At 70.0% G+C, this 16,155-nt stretch carries 19 protein-coding genes and 1 pseudogene; 15 read left to right on the top strand and 5 right to left on the bottom strand.

The annotated features are described in order from the left end of the window. Position 1 precedes the first annotated feature (1 nt). From ACFWR9_RS29845 to fdxA, 3 genes and pseudogenes are all read left to right on the top strand, one after another. Complete coding sequence (locus ACFWR9_RS29845) at positions 2-208, top strand: acyl-CoA carboxylase epsilon subunit (protein WP_383847262.1); 207 nt, start codon at positions 2-4, stop codon at positions 206-208. 55 nt (positions 209-263) lie between these two features. Continuing rightward, positions 264-702, top strand: a pseudogene (locus tag ACFWR9_RS29840) (biotin carboxylase N-terminal domain-containing protein); the annotation flags it as partial. Positions 703-846: 144 nt separating this feature from the next. Next, positions 847-1,170 (top strand): ferredoxin, encoded by a 324-nt coding sequence (fdxA, locus tag ACFWR9_RS29835; RefSeq protein ID WP_383847260.1) that lies wholly within the window; start codon positions 847-849, stop codon positions 1,168-1,170. A gap of 124 nt (positions 1,171-1,294) precedes the next feature. Here fdxA and ACFWR9_RS29830 read toward each other — a convergent pair whose 3' ends face one another. Genes ACFWR9_RS29830 through ACFWR9_RS29815 form a run of 4 tightly spaced genes read right to left on the bottom strand, consistent with a single transcriptional unit; the run spans position 1,295 to position 4,262 of the window. Beyond that, positions 1,295-1,507 carry an L-histidine N(alpha)-methyltransferase gene (locus ACFWR9_RS29830; protein ID WP_383847258.1) on the bottom strand — a complete coding sequence of 71 codons (213 nt, stop codon included), beginning with the start codon at positions 1,505-1,507 and terminating at the stop codon, positions 1,295-1,297. 18 nt (positions 1,508-1,525) lie between these two features. After that, complete coding sequence (locus tag ACFWR9_RS29825; RefSeq protein ID WP_383847257.1) at positions 1,526-2,752, bottom strand: beta-ketoacyl synthase N-terminal-like domain-containing protein; 1,227 nt, start codon at positions 2,750-2,752, stop codon at positions 1,526-1,528. Further along, the gene (locus ACFWR9_RS29820) at positions 2,752-4,017 is read right to left on the bottom strand and encodes a beta-ketoacyl-[acyl-carrier-protein] synthase family protein (RefSeq protein ID WP_383847255.1); all 1,266 of its coding nucleotides are present in this window, start codon (positions 4,015-4,017) and stop codon (positions 2,752-2,754) included. The genes ACFWR9_RS29825 and ACFWR9_RS29820 overlap by 1 nt, the downstream gene beginning before the upstream one ends. Beyond that, positions 4,014-4,262, bottom strand: a complete 249-nt coding sequence (locus tag ACFWR9_RS29815) for an acyl carrier protein (RefSeq protein WP_383847253.1) — start codon at positions 4,260-4,262, stop codon at positions 4,014-4,016. Before ACFWR9_RS29815 ends, ACFWR9_RS29820 begins: the two co-directional genes overlap by 4 nt. Positions 4,263-4,481: 219 nt before the next feature. Here ACFWR9_RS29815 and ACFWR9_RS29810 point away from each other — a divergent pair, with 219 nt between their 5' ends. Genes ACFWR9_RS29810 through ACFWR9_RS29790 form a run of 5 tightly spaced genes read left to right on the top strand, consistent with a single transcriptional unit; the run spans position 4,482 to position 8,146 of the window. Further along, positions 4,482-5,345, top strand: a complete 864-nt coding sequence (locus tag ACFWR9_RS29810) for an SAM-dependent methyltransferase (protein WP_383847251.1) — start codon at positions 4,482-4,484, stop codon at positions 5,343-5,345. After that, complete coding sequence (locus ACFWR9_RS29805) at positions 5,342-6,043, top strand: class I SAM-dependent methyltransferase (RefSeq protein ID WP_383847249.1); 702 nt, start codon at positions 5,342-5,344, stop codon at positions 6,041-6,043. The genes ACFWR9_RS29810 and ACFWR9_RS29805 overlap by 4 nt, the downstream gene beginning before the upstream one ends. After that, positions 6,040-6,657: a sensor histidine kinase gene (locus tag ACFWR9_RS29800; RefSeq protein WP_383847246.1), complete on the top strand. Its 618-nt coding sequence runs from the start codon at positions 6,040-6,042 to the stop codon at positions 6,655-6,657. Before ACFWR9_RS29805 ends, ACFWR9_RS29800 begins: the two co-directional genes overlap by 4 nt. After that, positions 6,654-7,307, top strand: a complete 654-nt coding sequence (locus ACFWR9_RS29795) for a response regulator (protein WP_383847245.1) — start codon at positions 6,654-6,656, stop codon at positions 7,305-7,307. Before ACFWR9_RS29800 ends, ACFWR9_RS29795 begins: the two co-directional genes overlap by 4 nt. Beyond that, positions 7,307-8,146 carry a class I SAM-dependent methyltransferase gene (locus ACFWR9_RS29790; protein WP_383847299.1) on the top strand — a complete coding sequence of 280 codons (840 nt, stop codon included), beginning with the start codon at positions 7,307-7,309 and terminating at the stop codon, positions 8,144-8,146. The genes ACFWR9_RS29795 and ACFWR9_RS29790 overlap by 1 nt, the downstream gene beginning before the upstream one ends. Before the next feature lie 164 nt (positions 8,147-8,310). On the opposite strand, the gene ACFWR9_RS29785 is transcribed toward ACFWR9_RS29790, so the two are convergent. Continuing rightward, positions 8,311-9,414 (bottom strand): tyrosine-protein phosphatase, encoded by a 1,104-nt coding sequence (locus ACFWR9_RS29785; protein WP_383847243.1) that lies wholly within the window; start codon positions 9,412-9,414, stop codon positions 8,311-8,313. Between the two features lie 992 nt (positions 9,415-10,406). Here ACFWR9_RS29785 and ACFWR9_RS29780 point away from each other — a divergent pair. The 7 genes from ACFWR9_RS29780 to ACFWR9_RS29750 form a co-directional block, all read left to right on the top strand. Then, positions 10,407-11,162 (top strand): LuxR C-terminal-related transcriptional regulator, encoded by a 756-nt coding sequence (locus ACFWR9_RS29780; RefSeq protein ID WP_383847241.1) that lies wholly within the window; start codon positions 10,407-10,409, stop codon positions 11,160-11,162. Positions 11,163-11,364: 202 nt separating this feature from the next. Continuing rightward, positions 11,365-11,997, top strand: coding sequence for an antibiotic biosynthesis monooxygenase (locus ACFWR9_RS29775; RefSeq protein ID WP_383847239.1), 633 nt, complete (start codon positions 11,365-11,367; stop codon positions 11,995-11,997). After that, a complete protein-coding gene (locus ACFWR9_RS29770; protein ID WP_383847237.1) occupies positions 11,994-12,341 on the top strand; it encodes an antibiotic biosynthesis monooxygenase family protein in 348 nt (115 codons plus the stop codon). Before ACFWR9_RS29775 ends, ACFWR9_RS29770 begins: the two co-directional genes overlap by 4 nt. A gap of 2 nt (positions 12,342-12,343) precedes the next feature. Continuing rightward, positions 12,344-12,733, top strand: a complete 390-nt coding sequence (locus ACFWR9_RS29765) for a nuclear transport factor 2 family protein (RefSeq protein WP_383847235.1) — start codon at positions 12,344-12,346, stop codon at positions 12,731-12,733. Continuing rightward, complete coding sequence (locus tag ACFWR9_RS29760; RefSeq protein ID WP_383847233.1) at positions 12,730-13,638, top strand: MBL fold metallo-hydrolase; 909 nt, start codon at positions 12,730-12,732, stop codon at positions 13,636-13,638. The genes ACFWR9_RS29765 and ACFWR9_RS29760 overlap by 4 nt, the downstream gene beginning before the upstream one ends. Then, positions 13,601-14,047 carry an ester cyclase gene (locus tag ACFWR9_RS29755; protein WP_383847231.1) on the top strand — a complete coding sequence of 149 codons (447 nt, stop codon included), beginning with the start codon at positions 13,601-13,603 and terminating at the stop codon, positions 14,045-14,047. Before ACFWR9_RS29760 ends, ACFWR9_RS29755 begins: the two co-directional genes overlap by 38 nt. Positions 14,048-14,093: 46 nt before the next feature. Then, the coding region (locus tag ACFWR9_RS29750) for a beta-ketoacyl synthase N-terminal-like domain-containing protein (RefSeq protein ID WP_383847229.1) at positions 14,094-16,155 on the top strand (2,062 nt) is incomplete at its 3' end.

Below are 16,155 nucleotides of genomic sequence, written 5' to 3'. Positions count from 1 at the left end.
GATGAGCGAACTGAAGGTGGTGCACGGCAAGCCCAGCGACGAGGACCTGGCTGCCCTCGTCGCGGTGTTGCTCGCTGTGGGACAGCCGGACACAGCGGCTGCGGCCGGCCGGGGGGCGGACGGGACGCCCGGGGCCCCTGGGAGACCCGGCTGGGCCCACGCCCGGCGTTTCCTCGAAGTACCGGCCGGCTCATGGCAGTACGTGTGAGGGACTTACGTATCAGCTCGCGGCCTTCAGCCGCCCGACAACTCACGGAAGACTCATGCGCAGGGACGCCGGGATCGCGAGCGTTGCCGTCTGCGCCGAGCCGGACCGGGACGTGCCGCATGTCCGCGCGGCCGACCCTGCCTTCGCGCTGGGCCAGGGACTCCGGCGGACGCCATCCACCCGGGATACAGTCTCCTTCCGGAGAACGCGGAGTTCGCGCAGGCCGTGCTGGACGCGGACCTGATCGCCGGTACGCACGTCCTGCCCATCGCGATCAAGGCCGCCTTCGGTGGCGGGGGCACGCGATCCCAAGGCGGCCCGCACCCTGGAGGAAGTGCCCGAGCTGTCCGACTGGGCGGTGCGTGAGTCGGTGGCCGGGTTCGGGCGCGGGGGAGTGCTCTGTGGAGCGCTACCCGGACAAGCCGTCTCTGGTCGGCGCGGCCGGCGCGATCTCCTTCCTGGAGGTCAACACCCGTCTGAAGATCGAGCACCCGCCGCGGCTTCCTGCCCGCCCCGGCACCGTCACCGAGTTCGCGGCCCCGTCCGGGGAGGGCGATCTGCGAGATCGAAGACAGAGGGCCGGTAGCCGACACCCCTGTTGAAGCTTTGACCGAAACCTTGACCGTAGGGAGTCCCGCATGACGTACGTGATCGCTCAGCCCTGCGTCGATGTGAAGGACGGTGCGTGCATCGACGAGTGTCCGGTCGATTGCATCTACGAGGGCCCGCGGAAGATGTACATCCAGCCGGATGAGTGCGTGGACTGTGGCGCATGCGAGCCCGTGTGCCCTGTCGAGGCGATCTTCTACGATGACGACGTTCCGGATCCGTGGGAGGGGTACCGGACCGCCGACCGGGAGATCTTCGGCGTGGTGGGCTCGCCTGGCGGGGCCAGCGGCACCGAGCCGTTCACCGAGGACCACCGTGTGGTGGAACAGGTGCCGCTCGGAGCGCCGAACTGACCACCGACGCCGGAACGGAAAGACCACTTCGATCTTGGCGATGTCGCCGTCGAACGACACGTACTCCTCGATCCCGTGAACCAGCAGCGGCCGGGCCGACGAGGCGCCGAGGTGTGTCCCGGCCTCATGAACGCATGACGAAGACGGCCGTTCCCGCCTGCGCCGCAGGCAGGAACGGCCGCATCTCGATCCACTTGTTGTCCGCCTCCCGGAGCGCGACGTGGTCGAACGCGGGCGGGTTGAGGCCGGCGCCGAGTCTCCGGTTCAGTGCGCTGAGGACGTTCTTGTTGAACTCGGCGGTGGTGTCCGCGCCGTCGTCGTACGCAGCGGTGAGCACCAGCGCCGGCCGCCCACCTCAAGCCCGTCTGCAGGCCCGCAATATCACCGCACTGTTGAAACCACCCTGGCCACGGGCGGTGACCAGCACCGTGTCCAGTCTGCGTTCGCGGGGCCGGCGCACCAGATCGAGGCCGTATTCCGGATCGGGATCATCGAGGTTGCCCACCGGCGGAATCACACCGTTCCTCATCGCGAGCAGCGCCGTGGCCACACTGAGCGCCGAACCACCGGACAGCAACCGCCCGACCAGTCCCTGCGGCGCGGTGACCGGGACCGCGTGCGGGCCGAACACCGAGCACAGCGCCTTCGCCTCGGCGGCATCGGCATCCGGTCGGCCGGCGCCGTCGGCCAGCACCAGGTCGACCTCGTCCGGTCGTATGCCGGCCCGCTGCAGGGCCAACCTGATCGCCCGGGAGTACTGCCGTCCGTCCGGCGCGGCCGTCCGGTAGTGGTGCGCGTCCTGGGTGGCCGCATAGCCGGCGATCACGCCGTAGCCGGCCGGCGCGGACCGGGCCCGCGCCGCGGCCTCGTCCTCCACCACGAGGATCGCGCCGCCCTCGCCGGGCAGATGACCGTTGGCCGCCCGGTCGAACGGCTTGTAGCCGTTCCTCGGGTCGGTCGCGCTGGACAGGCGGCCGTCGGACATCTGAATGGTCAGCGCGTACGGGGCGATCGGTGCCTCGGTGCCGCCGGCCAGCACGGCGCCGGTGCCGCGTCGGATCGACCGGTCGGCCCAGCCGAGGCTGTCGATGCCGGACGCCGAGTCGGAGACCACCACCCCGCACGGCCCCTTGGCGCCGTGGCGGATGGCGAGTTGCCCGGTGCTCGCGGCGTAGAACCAGGCGATGGACTGATACGCGCCGATCGCCTTGCGGCCCCGGCTCCACAGTGCCTGGATCTCGCGCTGGCCGAACTCGTTGCCGCCCGATCCGCTGCCCAGGATCACCGACGTGGCGTACGGATCGTGGGCGGCCGGGTCGTATCCGGCGTCGGCCAGGGCCATACCGGTCGCGGCGAACGCCAGCCATGTCCACCGGTCGGTCTGGACGGCCAGCCGGTCCGGCACATGCTCGGTCACGTCGAAACCGGATATCTGGCCGGCCAGCGTGGTGGTGTAGCGGCTGGTGTCGAACGTCTCGATCGGCCGCACCGCCAGTTCGCCGGCCAGGGTGGCACGCCAGTGCTCGGCCGCTCCGATGCCGGTCGGTGCGACCACACCGAGACCCGTGATCACGGCAGCCATCAGCGCACCCCTGCCAGCACGATCGCCGACTGGAACCCGCCGAACCCGCTGCCGACCGAGAGCGCGACGTCCACCCGGTGGTCGCGTGCGGTGTTGGGCACGTAGTCCAGGTCGCACAGCGGGTCGCGGTGGGCGTAGTTGGCGGTGGGCGGCACCACGTTGTGCTCGATGGCCAGCGCGGTCGCGGCCACCTCGATGGAGCCGATCGCTCCGAGCGAGTGCCCGACCATGGACTTGATCGAGCTGACCGGTACCCGGTAGGCGTGGGCGCCGAGGCTGTGCTTGAACGCGGCGGTCTCGTGCCGGTCGTTCTGCTGGGTGCCCGAGCCGTGCGCGTTCACGTAGTCCAGCGCGCCGGGAACCATCCGCGCCTGGTCCAGCGCACTGCCGATCGCGGCGGCCATCTCGGCTCCGTCCGGACGCAGCCCGGTCATGTGGAAGGCGTTGCACCGGTTGGCGTAGCCGAGGATCTCCGCGTAGATGTGCGCGCCCCGCCGCCTGGCGTGCTGGTACTCCTCCAGGATGAGTACGGCCCCTCCCTCGCCCATCACGAACCCGTCGCGGGTCCCGTCGAACGGCCGGGACGCGTGTTCGGGGTCGTCGTTGCGGGTACTGGTGGCGCCGATGGCGTCGAAGCAGGCCATCGAGATCGGCGTGATGGGCGCGTCGCTCGCGCCGCCGACCACGATGTCCGCCATGTCGTCCTGGATCAGCTGGTACGCCTGCCCGACCGCGTCGATGCCCGAGGTGCAGCCGGTGGAGACCACCGAGGCCGGGCCGTGCGCACCGTACCGGAAGGCGACCTCAGCGGCCATGCTGCTGGGTATCCACGCCTGATAGAGGAAGCCGGAGCCGTACTCCGGATCGACCAGCCAGTTCCGGCCGCCGTCGCTGGTCGCCACGTACTCGTCCTCCAGACGGGTGCTCGCGCCGACCGCGCTGCCCAGGCACACGGCCATCCGGTCGTGGTCAAGGCCGCCGTCCGGTACGAGACCCGAGTCCGTCATCGCCTCGTCGGCGGCGACCAGCGCGAACTGGACGGACCGGTCGTTGCGGAACACCTCCTGCTGTGTCAGACCCGCGGCGAGCGGGTCGAAGTCGATCTCGGCGGCCAGTTGGGAGCGGAACTGTGCCGGGTCGAACAGCGAGAGCCGACGGGTCGCCGTGCGCCCGTCGGTGATCAGCTGCCAGAACGCCTTCCGCGTGGCGCCACCGGGAGCGACCACGCCGATCCCGGTGATCGCGACACGTCGCTCGTCGTTCATCTCGCGTGCTCGCTCAGCCGCTCGTTGACCAGCGCCACCAGCTCGCCGAAGGTCGTGTCCGCCGGTGCCCCGCCGAGCTCGATCCCGTAGCGGTCCTCGATCTCCACGCCGAGCTGCAGTCGCGCCAGCGAGTCCAGGTCGACGTCGCGCAGCGTGGCACTCGGGTCGTCGGTGACCGCGGACCGGGGCAGTCCGGCTCTGACGACCAGGATCTCCATCAGCTCGTCAATTGTGAATGTCGACACGGGCATTCCCTTCACATTGAGGCGGCGAACCCGAATTCCAGACTACGCAGAAATTCACCGAATCAACTTCGGCCGAGAGGACTGAATCGCCTAGTTCCCGAGAGTGAGGGCCGACCCATCCCCGCGAATGAACCACGATCGACCTGCAGAATAGATTGACGTCATTTCAGGCGCGCTGCTTCACTTATTCAATTGCATTTCCCGGGTGAGGAGACGAGAATGGACGCGTCAGCAGCGCCGTCCGAGGCGCCGGCGGGTGTCGGGATCACCGCGGTCGCGGTGGCGATGGCCAGAGCCAGGGAATCCCGCCGTGCGGACCGCATGTTCCACGATCCGTACGCCCAGTCGTTCGTCGCCGCGGCCGAGACGGTGCTCGGCACGGACGAGTGGCCGCCGCTGGTCGCCTGGGTCGACCTCTTCTACTCCCGGGGGGTGGTGCGCACCCGGTTCATCGACGACTTCGTGTGCGATGCGGTGGCGGGCGGCTGCACCCAGGTGGTGCTCCTCGGGGCCGGTCTCGACGCACGCGCCTTCCGGCTGCCGCTGTCGAGCGCGGACGTGTTCGAGGTGGACACCCCCTCGGTTTTCGCCTTCAAGGACAAGGTGCTCGCCGACGCGGGCGCGCGGTCGACCGGCCGCTCGCGCACCGCTGTCCGTGCCGACCTGCGCGAGGACTTCGCCGCACGCCTCGCCGACAGCACGTTCGACCCGGGCAGGCCGACCGCATGGGTCGCCGAAGGTGTGCTCCCCTATCTGACCGCCGACCAGGCGCGGCATGTGGTCACCGACGTCGGAGGGCTGTCCGCGCCGGGCAGCAGGCTGGTGTTCGAACACTCCGACAAACCGGGGCCGGACCCGAGGGCCGCGGCCGCCGCGCTGACCACGCCCGGCGCGGACCGGATCAGCACCATGGTCCGCGGCGGACTCGGCTCCGACGGCCGTGACTGGGTGGCTGGCCGGGGCTGGACCGTCGCGATCACCGAGCGCGGCGAGTTGGGACCGCGGTACGGGCGGCCCGACGACCGGCTGGCCGGTGGCCAGTTCATCATCGCGACCCGCGACCGACCGGGACGAAGGACATGAAACCGAACCAGGCGCAGACCGGGCTCCCGGAGCCCACCGACGCACGTGTACAGACCGCCGCCGCGTTCTACAGACGTCCGATGCTCGCCGCCTACGACCTGTTCGTGCTCGGCATGATGAGCCGCTTCATGTGGCGCTGCCCCCGTGGCCGAATGCTGGCACATTACGATCGGCAGGTCGGTGCGTCACATTTAGATATTGGGCCGGGAACCGGATGGTTTCTGAACAGATGTAATTTTCCCGTCGCATCACCGAGTATCACCCTCCTTGATCTCAACGAGGTGGCGCTCGGCACGGCGACCCACCGCATCAGGCGCTATCGTCCCGAGGCCCGGGTCGGCGACGCGTTCAAGCCGTTCGCCCTGCGCTCCGCGCGGTTCGACTCGGTCGGCATGAACTTCCTGCTGCACTGCCTGCCCGGGGCGATGGAGCAGAAGTCGGTGGTGTTCGACCATGTCATGCCGTTCCTGCGGCCCGGTGCGCGGGTGTTCGGCAGCACCGTTCTTGGCGACGGCCCGCACCACACACAGCGGTCCAGGAAGCTGCTGGCCAAGCTCAACCGCAGCGGAGTGTTCAACAACCTCGACGATCGCCTGGAGGATCTGAACGAGCAGCTGCACGCCCGGTTCACCGACGTCGAGACGTCGAGAGCCGGTGCGGTCTGCCTGTTCTCCGCCCGCTTCCCGGGCCCGCGATGAGCGGCGCGTCGCCCGCGCTGGCCCAGCAACTGCACGACGGCGTCCTGCAGGCCCTGGCCATCGCCCGCATGCGGCTGGACCGGGCGCTCGCCCAGGACGGCCCGCTGCCCCGCGAGCTGGGCACGGACCTGAGGCAGCTGCTGGACCACGAGATCGCCGGCCTCCGCCGCCTGATCGGCGGCTCGACCCCGCCCGACCCGCCGCAACCCAACCTGCCCAGTGCGCTGGCCGCCACCGCCGAACAACTCCAGTCGGCCACGGGCGTCCGCATCGACGCCGAGAACCGCACCGCGCCGCCAGGGCGGTGGGCGGGCAACGACCCGATCGCCTACCGGATCGTGCGCGAGGCGCTGCACAACACTGTCAAGCACAGTGACGCCAGGCACGCCTGGGTGACCGTGGCCGCACGCGAGGACCAGCTGGTGTGCACGGTGCGTGACGACGGCCAAGGCTTCGAGCCGGCCACCACCCGCCCCCACTTCGGACTGACCTCCATGTACGCGCAGGCCCGGGAGGCGGGCGGACAGCTGACCGTCCGGTCCTCTCGCACCGGCACGTCCGTCACCCTCGTGCTGCCCAGAAACCCGGTACCGGAGGCGAAAGTCCAGCCATGACGCCGCAAGCCCCCCTGTCCCGACCGACCATTCTGATCTGCGACGACCATCCGGTCGTGCGCTGCGGCATCCGCACCCTGCTCGCCGACGACCGCTACCGGATTGTGGGCGAGGCGGCGGACCTGGCCGGCACCGTCGAACAAGTGGAGCGGCACCGGCCCACCGTCCTGCTGCTCGACCTGAGCTTCTTGGGCACCCTCAGCCTCGGTGTCCTGCCCACCGTGCGAGCGGTGTCGCCGACCACCCGGGTGCTGATCCTGACCATGCACAATGACCTTGAATCGGCACGGAGTTCGCTCGCCGCCGGCGCGCACGGGTTTCTGCCCAAGGACGCCGCCGCCGCCGAACTCGTCGCCGCGGTAGACGCGCTCGCGGCCGGCGGCCGCTACCTCCAACCGGCGCTCGGTGCCGCGCTGTTCGACCGGGGCGGCCATCTGGACGGCTCGCTGAGCGGACGGGAACGCGAGGTGCTCGGGCTGATCGCCGACGGCCTGACCCACCAGCAGATCGCCGACGAACTCGGCCTGTCGGTACGCACCATCGAGGCGCAGCGGGCGTCGATCAAGGTCAAGCTCGGGGTCAACAGACGCTCCGAGTTGATCAGCCACGCCCGTCAATTGCGGTTGACCACGTCAGGAGGCGATCGGTGATGCGGACGGGCCGGCCCAGCCGCACCGCGTTGAGTTCGGCGCTCGCTCGCGCCGTGCACCAAGTGGCGGACGTACCAAGCGTGTTCACCGACCCCCTGGCGGCGCGCATCATCGGCGGCGTCGGCAGCGACCCGGAACCGGCCGGCGCCCGCGGCATGCCCGCCGAGGTCCGGCTGTTCATGGCGTTGCGCCACCGGGTGGCCGAGGACGCGCTGCGCGCCGCCGCACACACCAGGCAGGCGGTCGTCCTCGGCGCCGGCCTGGACACCTTCGCGTACCGGAACCGGAATCCTGCGCTGCGGGTGTTCGAGGTCGACCATCCGGCCACCCAGACGTGGAAACGCGAACGCCTGGCCGAGGCCGGCATCGAGGTACCGGACACGGTCGTGTTCTGTCCGATCGACTTCACCGAGCAGACCGCGGAAGCCGGGCTGGCGGCAGCCGGATTCGACCGGAACGCGCCGGCGTTCTTCCTGCTCCTTGGCGTGGTCCCCTATCTGAGCAAGGACGCGCTGAGGGACACGGCGCGCTTCGTGGCCCGACTGCCCGCGCCCGCGGAACTGGTCCTCGACTACAACCAGCCGCCCACCACGCTGCCGCCGCACCGCAGACCGGCGCTCGTGGCACAGGCCGAGGCCATGGCCCGGGTGGGGGAGCCATGGCGGTCGTACTTCACCCCGACCGAGATCGCCGGTGAACTGGCCGACGCCGGATTCGACAGCGTCACCGACGTCGGCTGGCAGGACTGCCTCGCGCGCTACGCGCTCGACCCGGCACTGCCCGACCTGTTCGGCGGGCGGATCGCGCATGCCCGCACGACCGGACGAGAACGGAGCTAGCCGGCCCTGCACGCCCTGGTACCGGCGGCGCAGTGGCCAGTCCGGCCACCGCCGTCTCACAGACTGCGGGATCTGCCCAGGCAGCGGGTCGAGGCCATTGTGGCGCTCGGCGCCCGCTCGTCGGTCGCCGAGCTGAAGGGCGCCTTCCCCGGTGGTGCCCTCGACTACCGCATCGACTGGGCGTCCCCCGCCGTACCGGATTCCGCCTGACGAAGTGGTGCGGGCGCGGCGAGTTCGCCGCGCCCGCGCACGCCTGCGGCCGGTGCCGGTGCCACCAACCGCGCTCGCAGCGCCTCGATCGTCGCGGGTGTCACGTTCGCGCGCCCGATCAGGTAGTCCTCCACCGTTCCGTACCGTCCGCGCAGGGTGTCCAGCGTGCTCGCCATCGCATGCCGAGGCGCGCCGAACACCGCGTGGTAGCGCTCCTCGTCCAGGCCGAGCCCGGCGAGCCGGGGCCGCAGCCGAGCCATCCGGTGTTCGCTGACCAAGAGCCTGCTCAGCGTGTAGTCGTCGAGCACCGTCGCCTCGCCCACGCCGAGCACCGACAGCAGCAGCGCTGCCGCCAGACCGGTGCGGTCCTTGCCCGCGGTGCAGTGGATCACCGAGGGCAGGCCGTGCGGCGCGGTGAGTCCGTTCAGGACCTGGCCGAAGGCGGCCGCGTCCTGCTCGACCATGTCCAGGTAGACCCGGTGCAGAAAGTCGTCCGGGACGGAGTCGGCCGGGCCACGGTGGAACAGTTCGGCGAGCGGGGTGGCGCGCGCGGCCTCGCCGCCGATCGCGAACGTTCCGCGCCGGACCGAGGCAGGCAGCGCGGAGGGCGCCTTCGTGCGTTCTCCGTCGGTGCGCAGATCGAAGGCGACCTGAAGGTTGAGGCGGTCGATCGCGGCAAGGTCGTCGGCGGTGAGCCGGTCGAGCGCGTCGGCGCGGAAGACCAGGCCCCACCGGGTGCGGCCGCCGTCCTTCGTGCGATATCCGCCCAGGTCCCGGAAGTTGCTTGCTCCCTCCAGGGGCATCACGCGTTCGGCGGCGAGCATCGCGGCTTCCCCGTCGACGGGCGCGACGGACACGTAGTGCCGGCCGGGTGCCAGCCCCGGCAGCGACACCCTCGTAGCACCGTCGACACGCGCCACCGGATGATCGTGGTCGATCGTCCCGGGAGTCGGCCCGACCGCCACGTCCACCGGCCCGTCGCCGGCCAACTCCCAGGACACGTCGAGTACGCCGGTGCCGTCGCGCACCACTTCGACCGTCAGCACGACCGTTCTCATGCGTTTCTCCCATCGTGTGTGCGCGGGCCCCGGACACCGGCCGACAGCGTCGCTGACGCATGGTCAGGACCGGTGCCGGCCGAGCGGTCGGCTGACAGGGCAGGGGCCTGCGATCTCGCTGAACGTGGCGCGAATCCCTGGGTGCTGCTGACGGAGCGAGCGCCGCTCATGACATGCTCGTCGGTGGATGGGCCGGTGGCTGTACTCAGCCCGGTTGTTCAGGCCCGTGGTACGACCGGGCCCCGTCAGGGCGCGGTGCTCGGCGCGGCCCGCCACTCGCCGCACAGTAGCCCCGGGCGATGCCGGCAGTGAACCTTTCTACTCTTCCCGCCGGGCGTTCTCAAGAACCCGAGCGAGCCGGCCTCATCCTGTTGCCGCAGGTGGGACTGGCGATTCGGGGCTGGCGGCTAGTACCCCAGTCCGCGGGATCCGGCCCATGTGCGGACCCGGCTGGGCGTGGATGGTGGAGGCAGCGATCGCTCCGACTGCCGTGGTCTTCGACGACACCGGGTTTCTCAAGGACGGTGATGCCTCGGCGCCGCCCTCTTCGAAGCCTGAGCCTCTACAAGGTCGTCCGCGAGCTACAGCTACTGCTCGCGACCTGGACCGGAGCCTGTCCCACCTGCCACCGCGACATACCCAACACCATGCCAACCCGACCAAGCCCTGCTAGGGGCTGGCGGACGGTGATCCGGGTCGCTCTGGGGTTGGCGATAGGGGTGGGACGAAGCCTAGCGTGCCGTGGTGCGTCCCGAACGGGACCAACCGTGAGAGGAGCACGTACCCATGCCCGCCGGTCGGCGACATCGACCCGTTCAGCGCGCTCCGCTGTGAGCCCGCCGGGTCCGTTACGCACCACAGCACACCGTGTCATCCCTCTGGAACAGGGCACTGTCATGTCGGCCGACCGGGGAACGATCTTTCGGGAGAACTCCACCCGTCAACGTGACGGCGCCAGCGTACGTTGCTGCGAACCACAAGGGAGCAGGAAGATGCCCAGTACGTCGCCGTCCCCCGCGAGCGCCGACCGCAGGCAGGGTGCTCTGCCTGACGGCTCCACAGGTTCCAAGGACCTGCTGCCGGTTGGAGTCTGCAGCGGTTCCAGCGTGTACCGGGCAGGCCTGATGACCGTACTGCGCGACATACCGGGGATCGACGTGGTGGCCGAATGGGACACCACCCGTTACAGCCCCCGGTTGCTGCAGGACCATCGGCCGCGCGTGCTGCTGATGGACGTGGACGGCTTCGACATCGCGGACATGCTGGCCAGGCAGGTGGTGAGGCAGACCGCGGAGCACGCGGTGAAGGTTCTGGCGCTCTCCGCCCACCTGGCCCCGGACACCGCGATGAAGGTGCTCCGTGGCGGTGCGGAGGGGTTCCTGCACAAGGACACACCGGTGCAGGGGCTCGTGGACGCGATCCGGGTGGTCGACCGGGGCGGCGCGGCACTCGACCCCCTGGTGGCCGGCGAGCTGGTCACCGCACTGCGCTACAGCGCCCCTTCGGAGGCTGCGGTCGGGCCGGACAACGAAGTGAAACTCACCCCGCGTCAGCTGCAGATCCTCGGCATGATCGGCCACGGCCTCGCCAATGTGGAGATCGCCGACCGGCTGAAGCTGGGCAGACCCACAGTGAAGTCGCACATCTCCTCGTTGCTGCGCGCGCTCGACCTGCGCGACCGGACCCAGCTGGCCGTGTACGCCTGTGTGCACGGTTTCCGGTCCTACGCGGCGCTCCCCGTGAACTGAGCGGTACCGGAGCCGCGGGTTACCCGCAGCCGACCGTGGATTTCCCGTCGAATCTCCACGGAATATTTCTGATGTGGCGCGCGGGGATCGCAGCGATGATTCCTGTATGAGCAATTCACGGGTGAGCCGAATCCATGCCGCCGAAATAGAGCCCTATCGGGCGCGCGGTGGCCAGCTGCGTATGGTGCTCCACCCCGGTTCGGTGGGCAGCCGATCCGGCTATATGGGCACGGTTGTCCTCCAGCCCGGCGAATACGTGGTGGAACATTTCCACCCGTATTCCGAGGAGTTCCTGTTCGTCGTCAACGGCGACCTGGTGCTCGAGGCCGAGGGCGAAGACTGGCCGCTGGGGGCCGGTGACGGCATCTACGTACCCATCGGCAAGCGGCACCGGCTGCGCAATGTGGGCACGACCGAATCGCTGGCCGTGTACCACACCGGCCCGCTCGCGCCGGACCCGTCGTTGGCGCACGTGGACACCGAGGTCCTCAGCGAACCGCAGCCCGGAAGCACCGACGCCGCGGCGGGCACGGCCCGCATCCTGTTCATGGTGACGGTGGCCGAGGAGAAGCGGGAGGACTTCCTGGCCGCCTACGAGAAGGTCCGGTTCCACGTCGCGGCGACCCCGGGACACCTTCGCGACCAGATCTGCCAGTCGTCCGACAACCCGGACAAGTGGCTGATCGTCAGCGAGTGGAACTCCCTCGAGGAATTCTTCGCCTGGGAGAAGTCCGAGGAGCACAGGGAACTGGTCCGGCCGATGCGGGAATGCTACTCCGATCCGGAGTTCCGTAGCTTCAACGTGGTCGCCGAGACGAAGGCGACGCGGCCATGAGCAAGATTTCCACAGAAGAACGCCTGATGACCTACATCAACGTCTTCCATTGCAAGCCGGAGAACCAGGAGGCGCTGTCCGTCGCGATCCGCAAGGAGACCGATGAAATCATCCGGCACATGCCCGGGTTCGTCTCGGCGAATGTGCACTGCAGCCTCGACGGCAGCCGGGTGACGAACTACGCGCAGTGGAGCGAGCTCGCGGCCTTTCAGGAACACATTCGCAGCGAGGCGGGCCGCGCGCTGATTCTCGACCTGCACAAGTACGCCGACGACGTGGACGTGCACGTGTACCAGGTCGACTGGATCGTCTCCGGGGACGGAGACGAGGACGTGGAGGGGTGACGATGAAATCCGCGAAGGAACTCTGGGAGTCCGTCTACACGGTGGTCGACGCGGGCGACCACGCCGCGGTCGCCGAGCTGTGCGACGCCGAACTCGAGATCCGCACCGCGAGCCAGGGCAAGAGGGGCGCGCAGCGGCTCGCTGAGATGTTCGTGCAGCAGCACGGGCTGTACACGGAGCTGGAACGCGAGGTCGACGGGATCATCGAGTCCGCGGACGGCTCCGCGCTGTCGGTCGAGCTCACGATGTCCGGCGTGCCCAAGGGCACCGGGCAGCGGCTGACCTGGAACGTTGTGGAGACCGTTCGGGCCGACGCCGGCCGCATCGTGTCCTGGCACGCCATGCTCGACCGCACCGGCCTGGTCCAGCAGATCCGCGCGCTGCACGGATGACCACCATGCCGGTCGGAATGCCCGCGCTGCAGGAGGTCGAAGTCGCCGACAGAGTGGTCGCGTTGGTGAACGGCGACGGCGGCGCCGGCCTGTCGAACGGCGTGCTGCTGTTCGGCGAACCGACCACCGTGATCGACACGATGCTGCTGCCGGAGATGGCAGCCGGCATCGTGACCGCGCTGAACCGCCGGGGCCGCGCCGCCGAGTTGGTCGTCAACACGCACATCCACACCGACCACATCGGAGGGAACCTCCTGTTCGAAGGCGTGCCGATCATCGCCCATCCCCGCACCGTGGACGGGATGCGCAGGATGATCGGCGAACCCGGCCTCCCCGCGCTGCTCGCCAAGGTGATGCCGAGGTTCGCGACGCGGCTGGCGGACTGGGACAGCACGCCCGCCGAACCGGTGCCCCCCGCCGGTATCGAACGCGCGCTGCCCGACACGGCGCGCGTGCTCGAGTTCACGGACTGCCACTCGGCGGCCGACCTCGTGGTCTGGCTGCCTGCCGAACAGGTCCTGGTCACCGGTGACCTGTGCTTCGCGGGGGTGACGCCGCTGGCCGTGCACGGGCGGGTCGGCCGCTGGCGCGCGGCCCTTGACCGGCTGATTGCGCTCCGCCCCCGGGTGGTCCTTCCCGGCCACGGCAGGCCGGCCGGGATCGAGGCGCTGCGTGAACTGGCCGACTACTTCGACCGGGTGCTCGCCGCCGCCCGGCTGGCGGACGCCGAACGACTGTCCGCGGAGACGGTGTGGGCCCGGTTCGATCCGGGCCCGGCGGCGGGCTGGCTCGAACCGGAACGCACTCGCGTGAACATCCAGGTAGCTCTTGCCGAGATATCCGGACAACCCTTCCAAGGAGAACATCGTGTCCGACAAGATCAAGATCCGTCGCATTCTCACTGAGGCGTTTTCTCAGGGCAAGACCGAGGTCCTCGACGAACTGATGACGGAGGACTTCGTCAACCACAACGCGGCGCCCGGAATGGACACCGGCCGCGACGGCGTCAAGGCAGTGATCCGGGTCGAGCGACAAGGCTTCCCGGACCTGAAGGTCGAGATCATCCGCGATTTCGAGGACGGCGAATTCGTCATCCAGCACGTCCGGCTGACCGGCACACACACGGGCACCGTGTTCGGCGTGGAGCCGACCGGCCGCACCATCAGCTGGAACGAGATGCACATCGTGAAGGTCCGGGACGGCCGCGTGAGCGATCACTGGGCCTGCAACGACCTGCATGTCCTGCTGACGCAGCTGGGCCGGATGACGCCGCCCGACACGTCCGCGTTCCGTCAGGCGGCGGCCGGCGCCTGACCGGTGTCCCGCGTCGTCATACGGAGTTTCGTCGAGGAGATGCATCATGACAGACGGGTTCGCGATCATCGGCATGGCTGCCCGGCTGCCCCGGGCGAACGGGCCCGACGCGTTCTGGCGCCTGCTGAGCTCAGGTACCGACGCGGTCAGCGACCCGCCCCGGGACCGGATGACCGGGCGCCGTGGTGCGTTCCTCGACGACATCACCGGATTCGACGCGGGCTTCTTCGGCATCCTCCCGCGGGAAGCCGCCGCCATGGACCCGCACCAGCGGCTGATGCTGGAGCTGGGCTGGGAGTCGTTGGAGCATGCCCGGCTGAGCGCGGCTCGGCTGGCCGGCACACAGACCGGCGTCTTCGTGTCCGCGCCGCAAGAGGCCACCCCGACGTCCACGCCCGACCACCACGCCTTCGCCGGGCGACAACGCGCCATGGTGGCCAACCGGTTGTCGCACGCCCTGGGCCTGCACGGTCCGAGCCTCACCGTGGACACCGGGCAGTCCTCGTCGCTGGTCGCGGTGCACCTGGCCGTGCAGTCGCTGCGGAGCGGTGAGTGCGACCTGGCCATCGCGGGCGGGGTCAGCCTGATGGTGGCTCCGGACGCCCAGAGCGGCCTGGCCGAGATGGGCGTGCTGTCCCCGGACGGCCGGTGCTACGTGTTCGACAGCCGTGCCAACGGCTTCGTACGCGGTGAGGGCGGCGGCCTCGTCGTCCTGAAACGGCTGTCCGACGCGCTGGCCGACGGTGACCGGATCGCCGCGGTCGTCGCCGGCAGTGCGGTGAACAACGACGGCCGTACCAACGGGCTGACGGCACCCAGCGCCACGGCACAACAGGCCCTGCTCTCACGGGCGTACGACCGTGCCGGGGCCGACCCCGGCACGGTCCAGTACGTCGAGCTGCACGGAACCGGAACCGCCGTGGGCGACCCGGTCGAGGCGGCCGGCCTCGGTGCCGCGCTGGGCACCGTCGCGACCCGGACGACACCGCTGCTGGTCGGGTCGGTCAAGACGAACATCGGCCACCTGGACGCGGCGGCCGGGATCGCGGGCCTCCTCAAGACCGTGCTGAGTCTGCAGCACCGGCAGGTGCCCGCGAGTCTGCACTTCACGACGCCCAACCCGGGCATCCCGTTGACGGATCTGAATCTTCGGGTGAACACGCGGGCCCTGCGGTGGCCGGCCGGACCGGCCGTGGCCGGCGTCAGTTCGTTCGGACTGGGCGGCACGAACTGCCACGTGGTGCTCACCGAGACACCCCCGGTTCCGGTCCCTGTCCCGGTCCTTGGCTCGCCCGCGCCATCGCGCCTGCCGGTGGTGCCGTGGGTGCTGTCGGCCAAGACCCGGGACTCCCTGCGCGGGCAGGCCCGGCGGCTGCTCGACGGGAGCGCCGGAGCCGAGCCGCTGGACGTCGCGTTCTCGTTGGCGACCACCCGGACACAGTTCCCGGTCCGCGCGGTCGTGTTCGGCCACGACCGGGCAGAACTGGACGCCGGGCTCAGGAAGTTGATCGACAGCGATGGGCCGGCCGTGATCGGTGCGGCGACACAGCCGTTGTCGGCGGCGGCACATGAGTTCGTGGCCGGCGGCGAAATGGACTGGTCAGCCGTGTTCACCGGCACTGGCGCGCGCTCGGTGGATCTGCCCACCTACGCGTTCGACCGGCCCGTCGCCGACGCCGTTCGGCCCGGCGGTGCGGCACCGGCCGCGTCCGACGACGGCCTGATCAGGGTCGTCCGGGCCGAGGCCGCCGCCCAGTTGGGTCACCACGACGCCGACGCCGTGCCGTACGACCGCAGCTTCCAGGATCTCGGCTTCAGCTCGCTCAACGCGATCGAACTGGCCGAGCGGCTCTCGGCGGCGATCGGCGAGCGGGTCGACGGGACCGCGGTCTTCGACTATCCGACGCCGGCCGCGCTGGCCGCGCACCTGGCCGGCCGCACGGATGACAGCCACTCGGCCCGCGATCTGCCCGCCCCTGAAGACCGGGGGCCGGCCCGGGACACGCGGGCCGCCGGCGACGATCCGGTCGCGATCGTGGGTATCGGCTGTCGGTTCCCCGGTGGTGTCGCTTCGGCGGCGGACCTGTGGGAGGTCTCGGTCGGTGGTC

It is taken from the genome of Streptomyces sp. NPDC058534, from assembly GCF_042717365.1.
Classification (GTDB): Bacteria; Actinomycetota; Actinomycetes; order Streptomycetales; family Streptomycetaceae; genus Streptomyces.
This window is presented reverse-complemented; position numbering and strand designations above follow the sequence as displayed.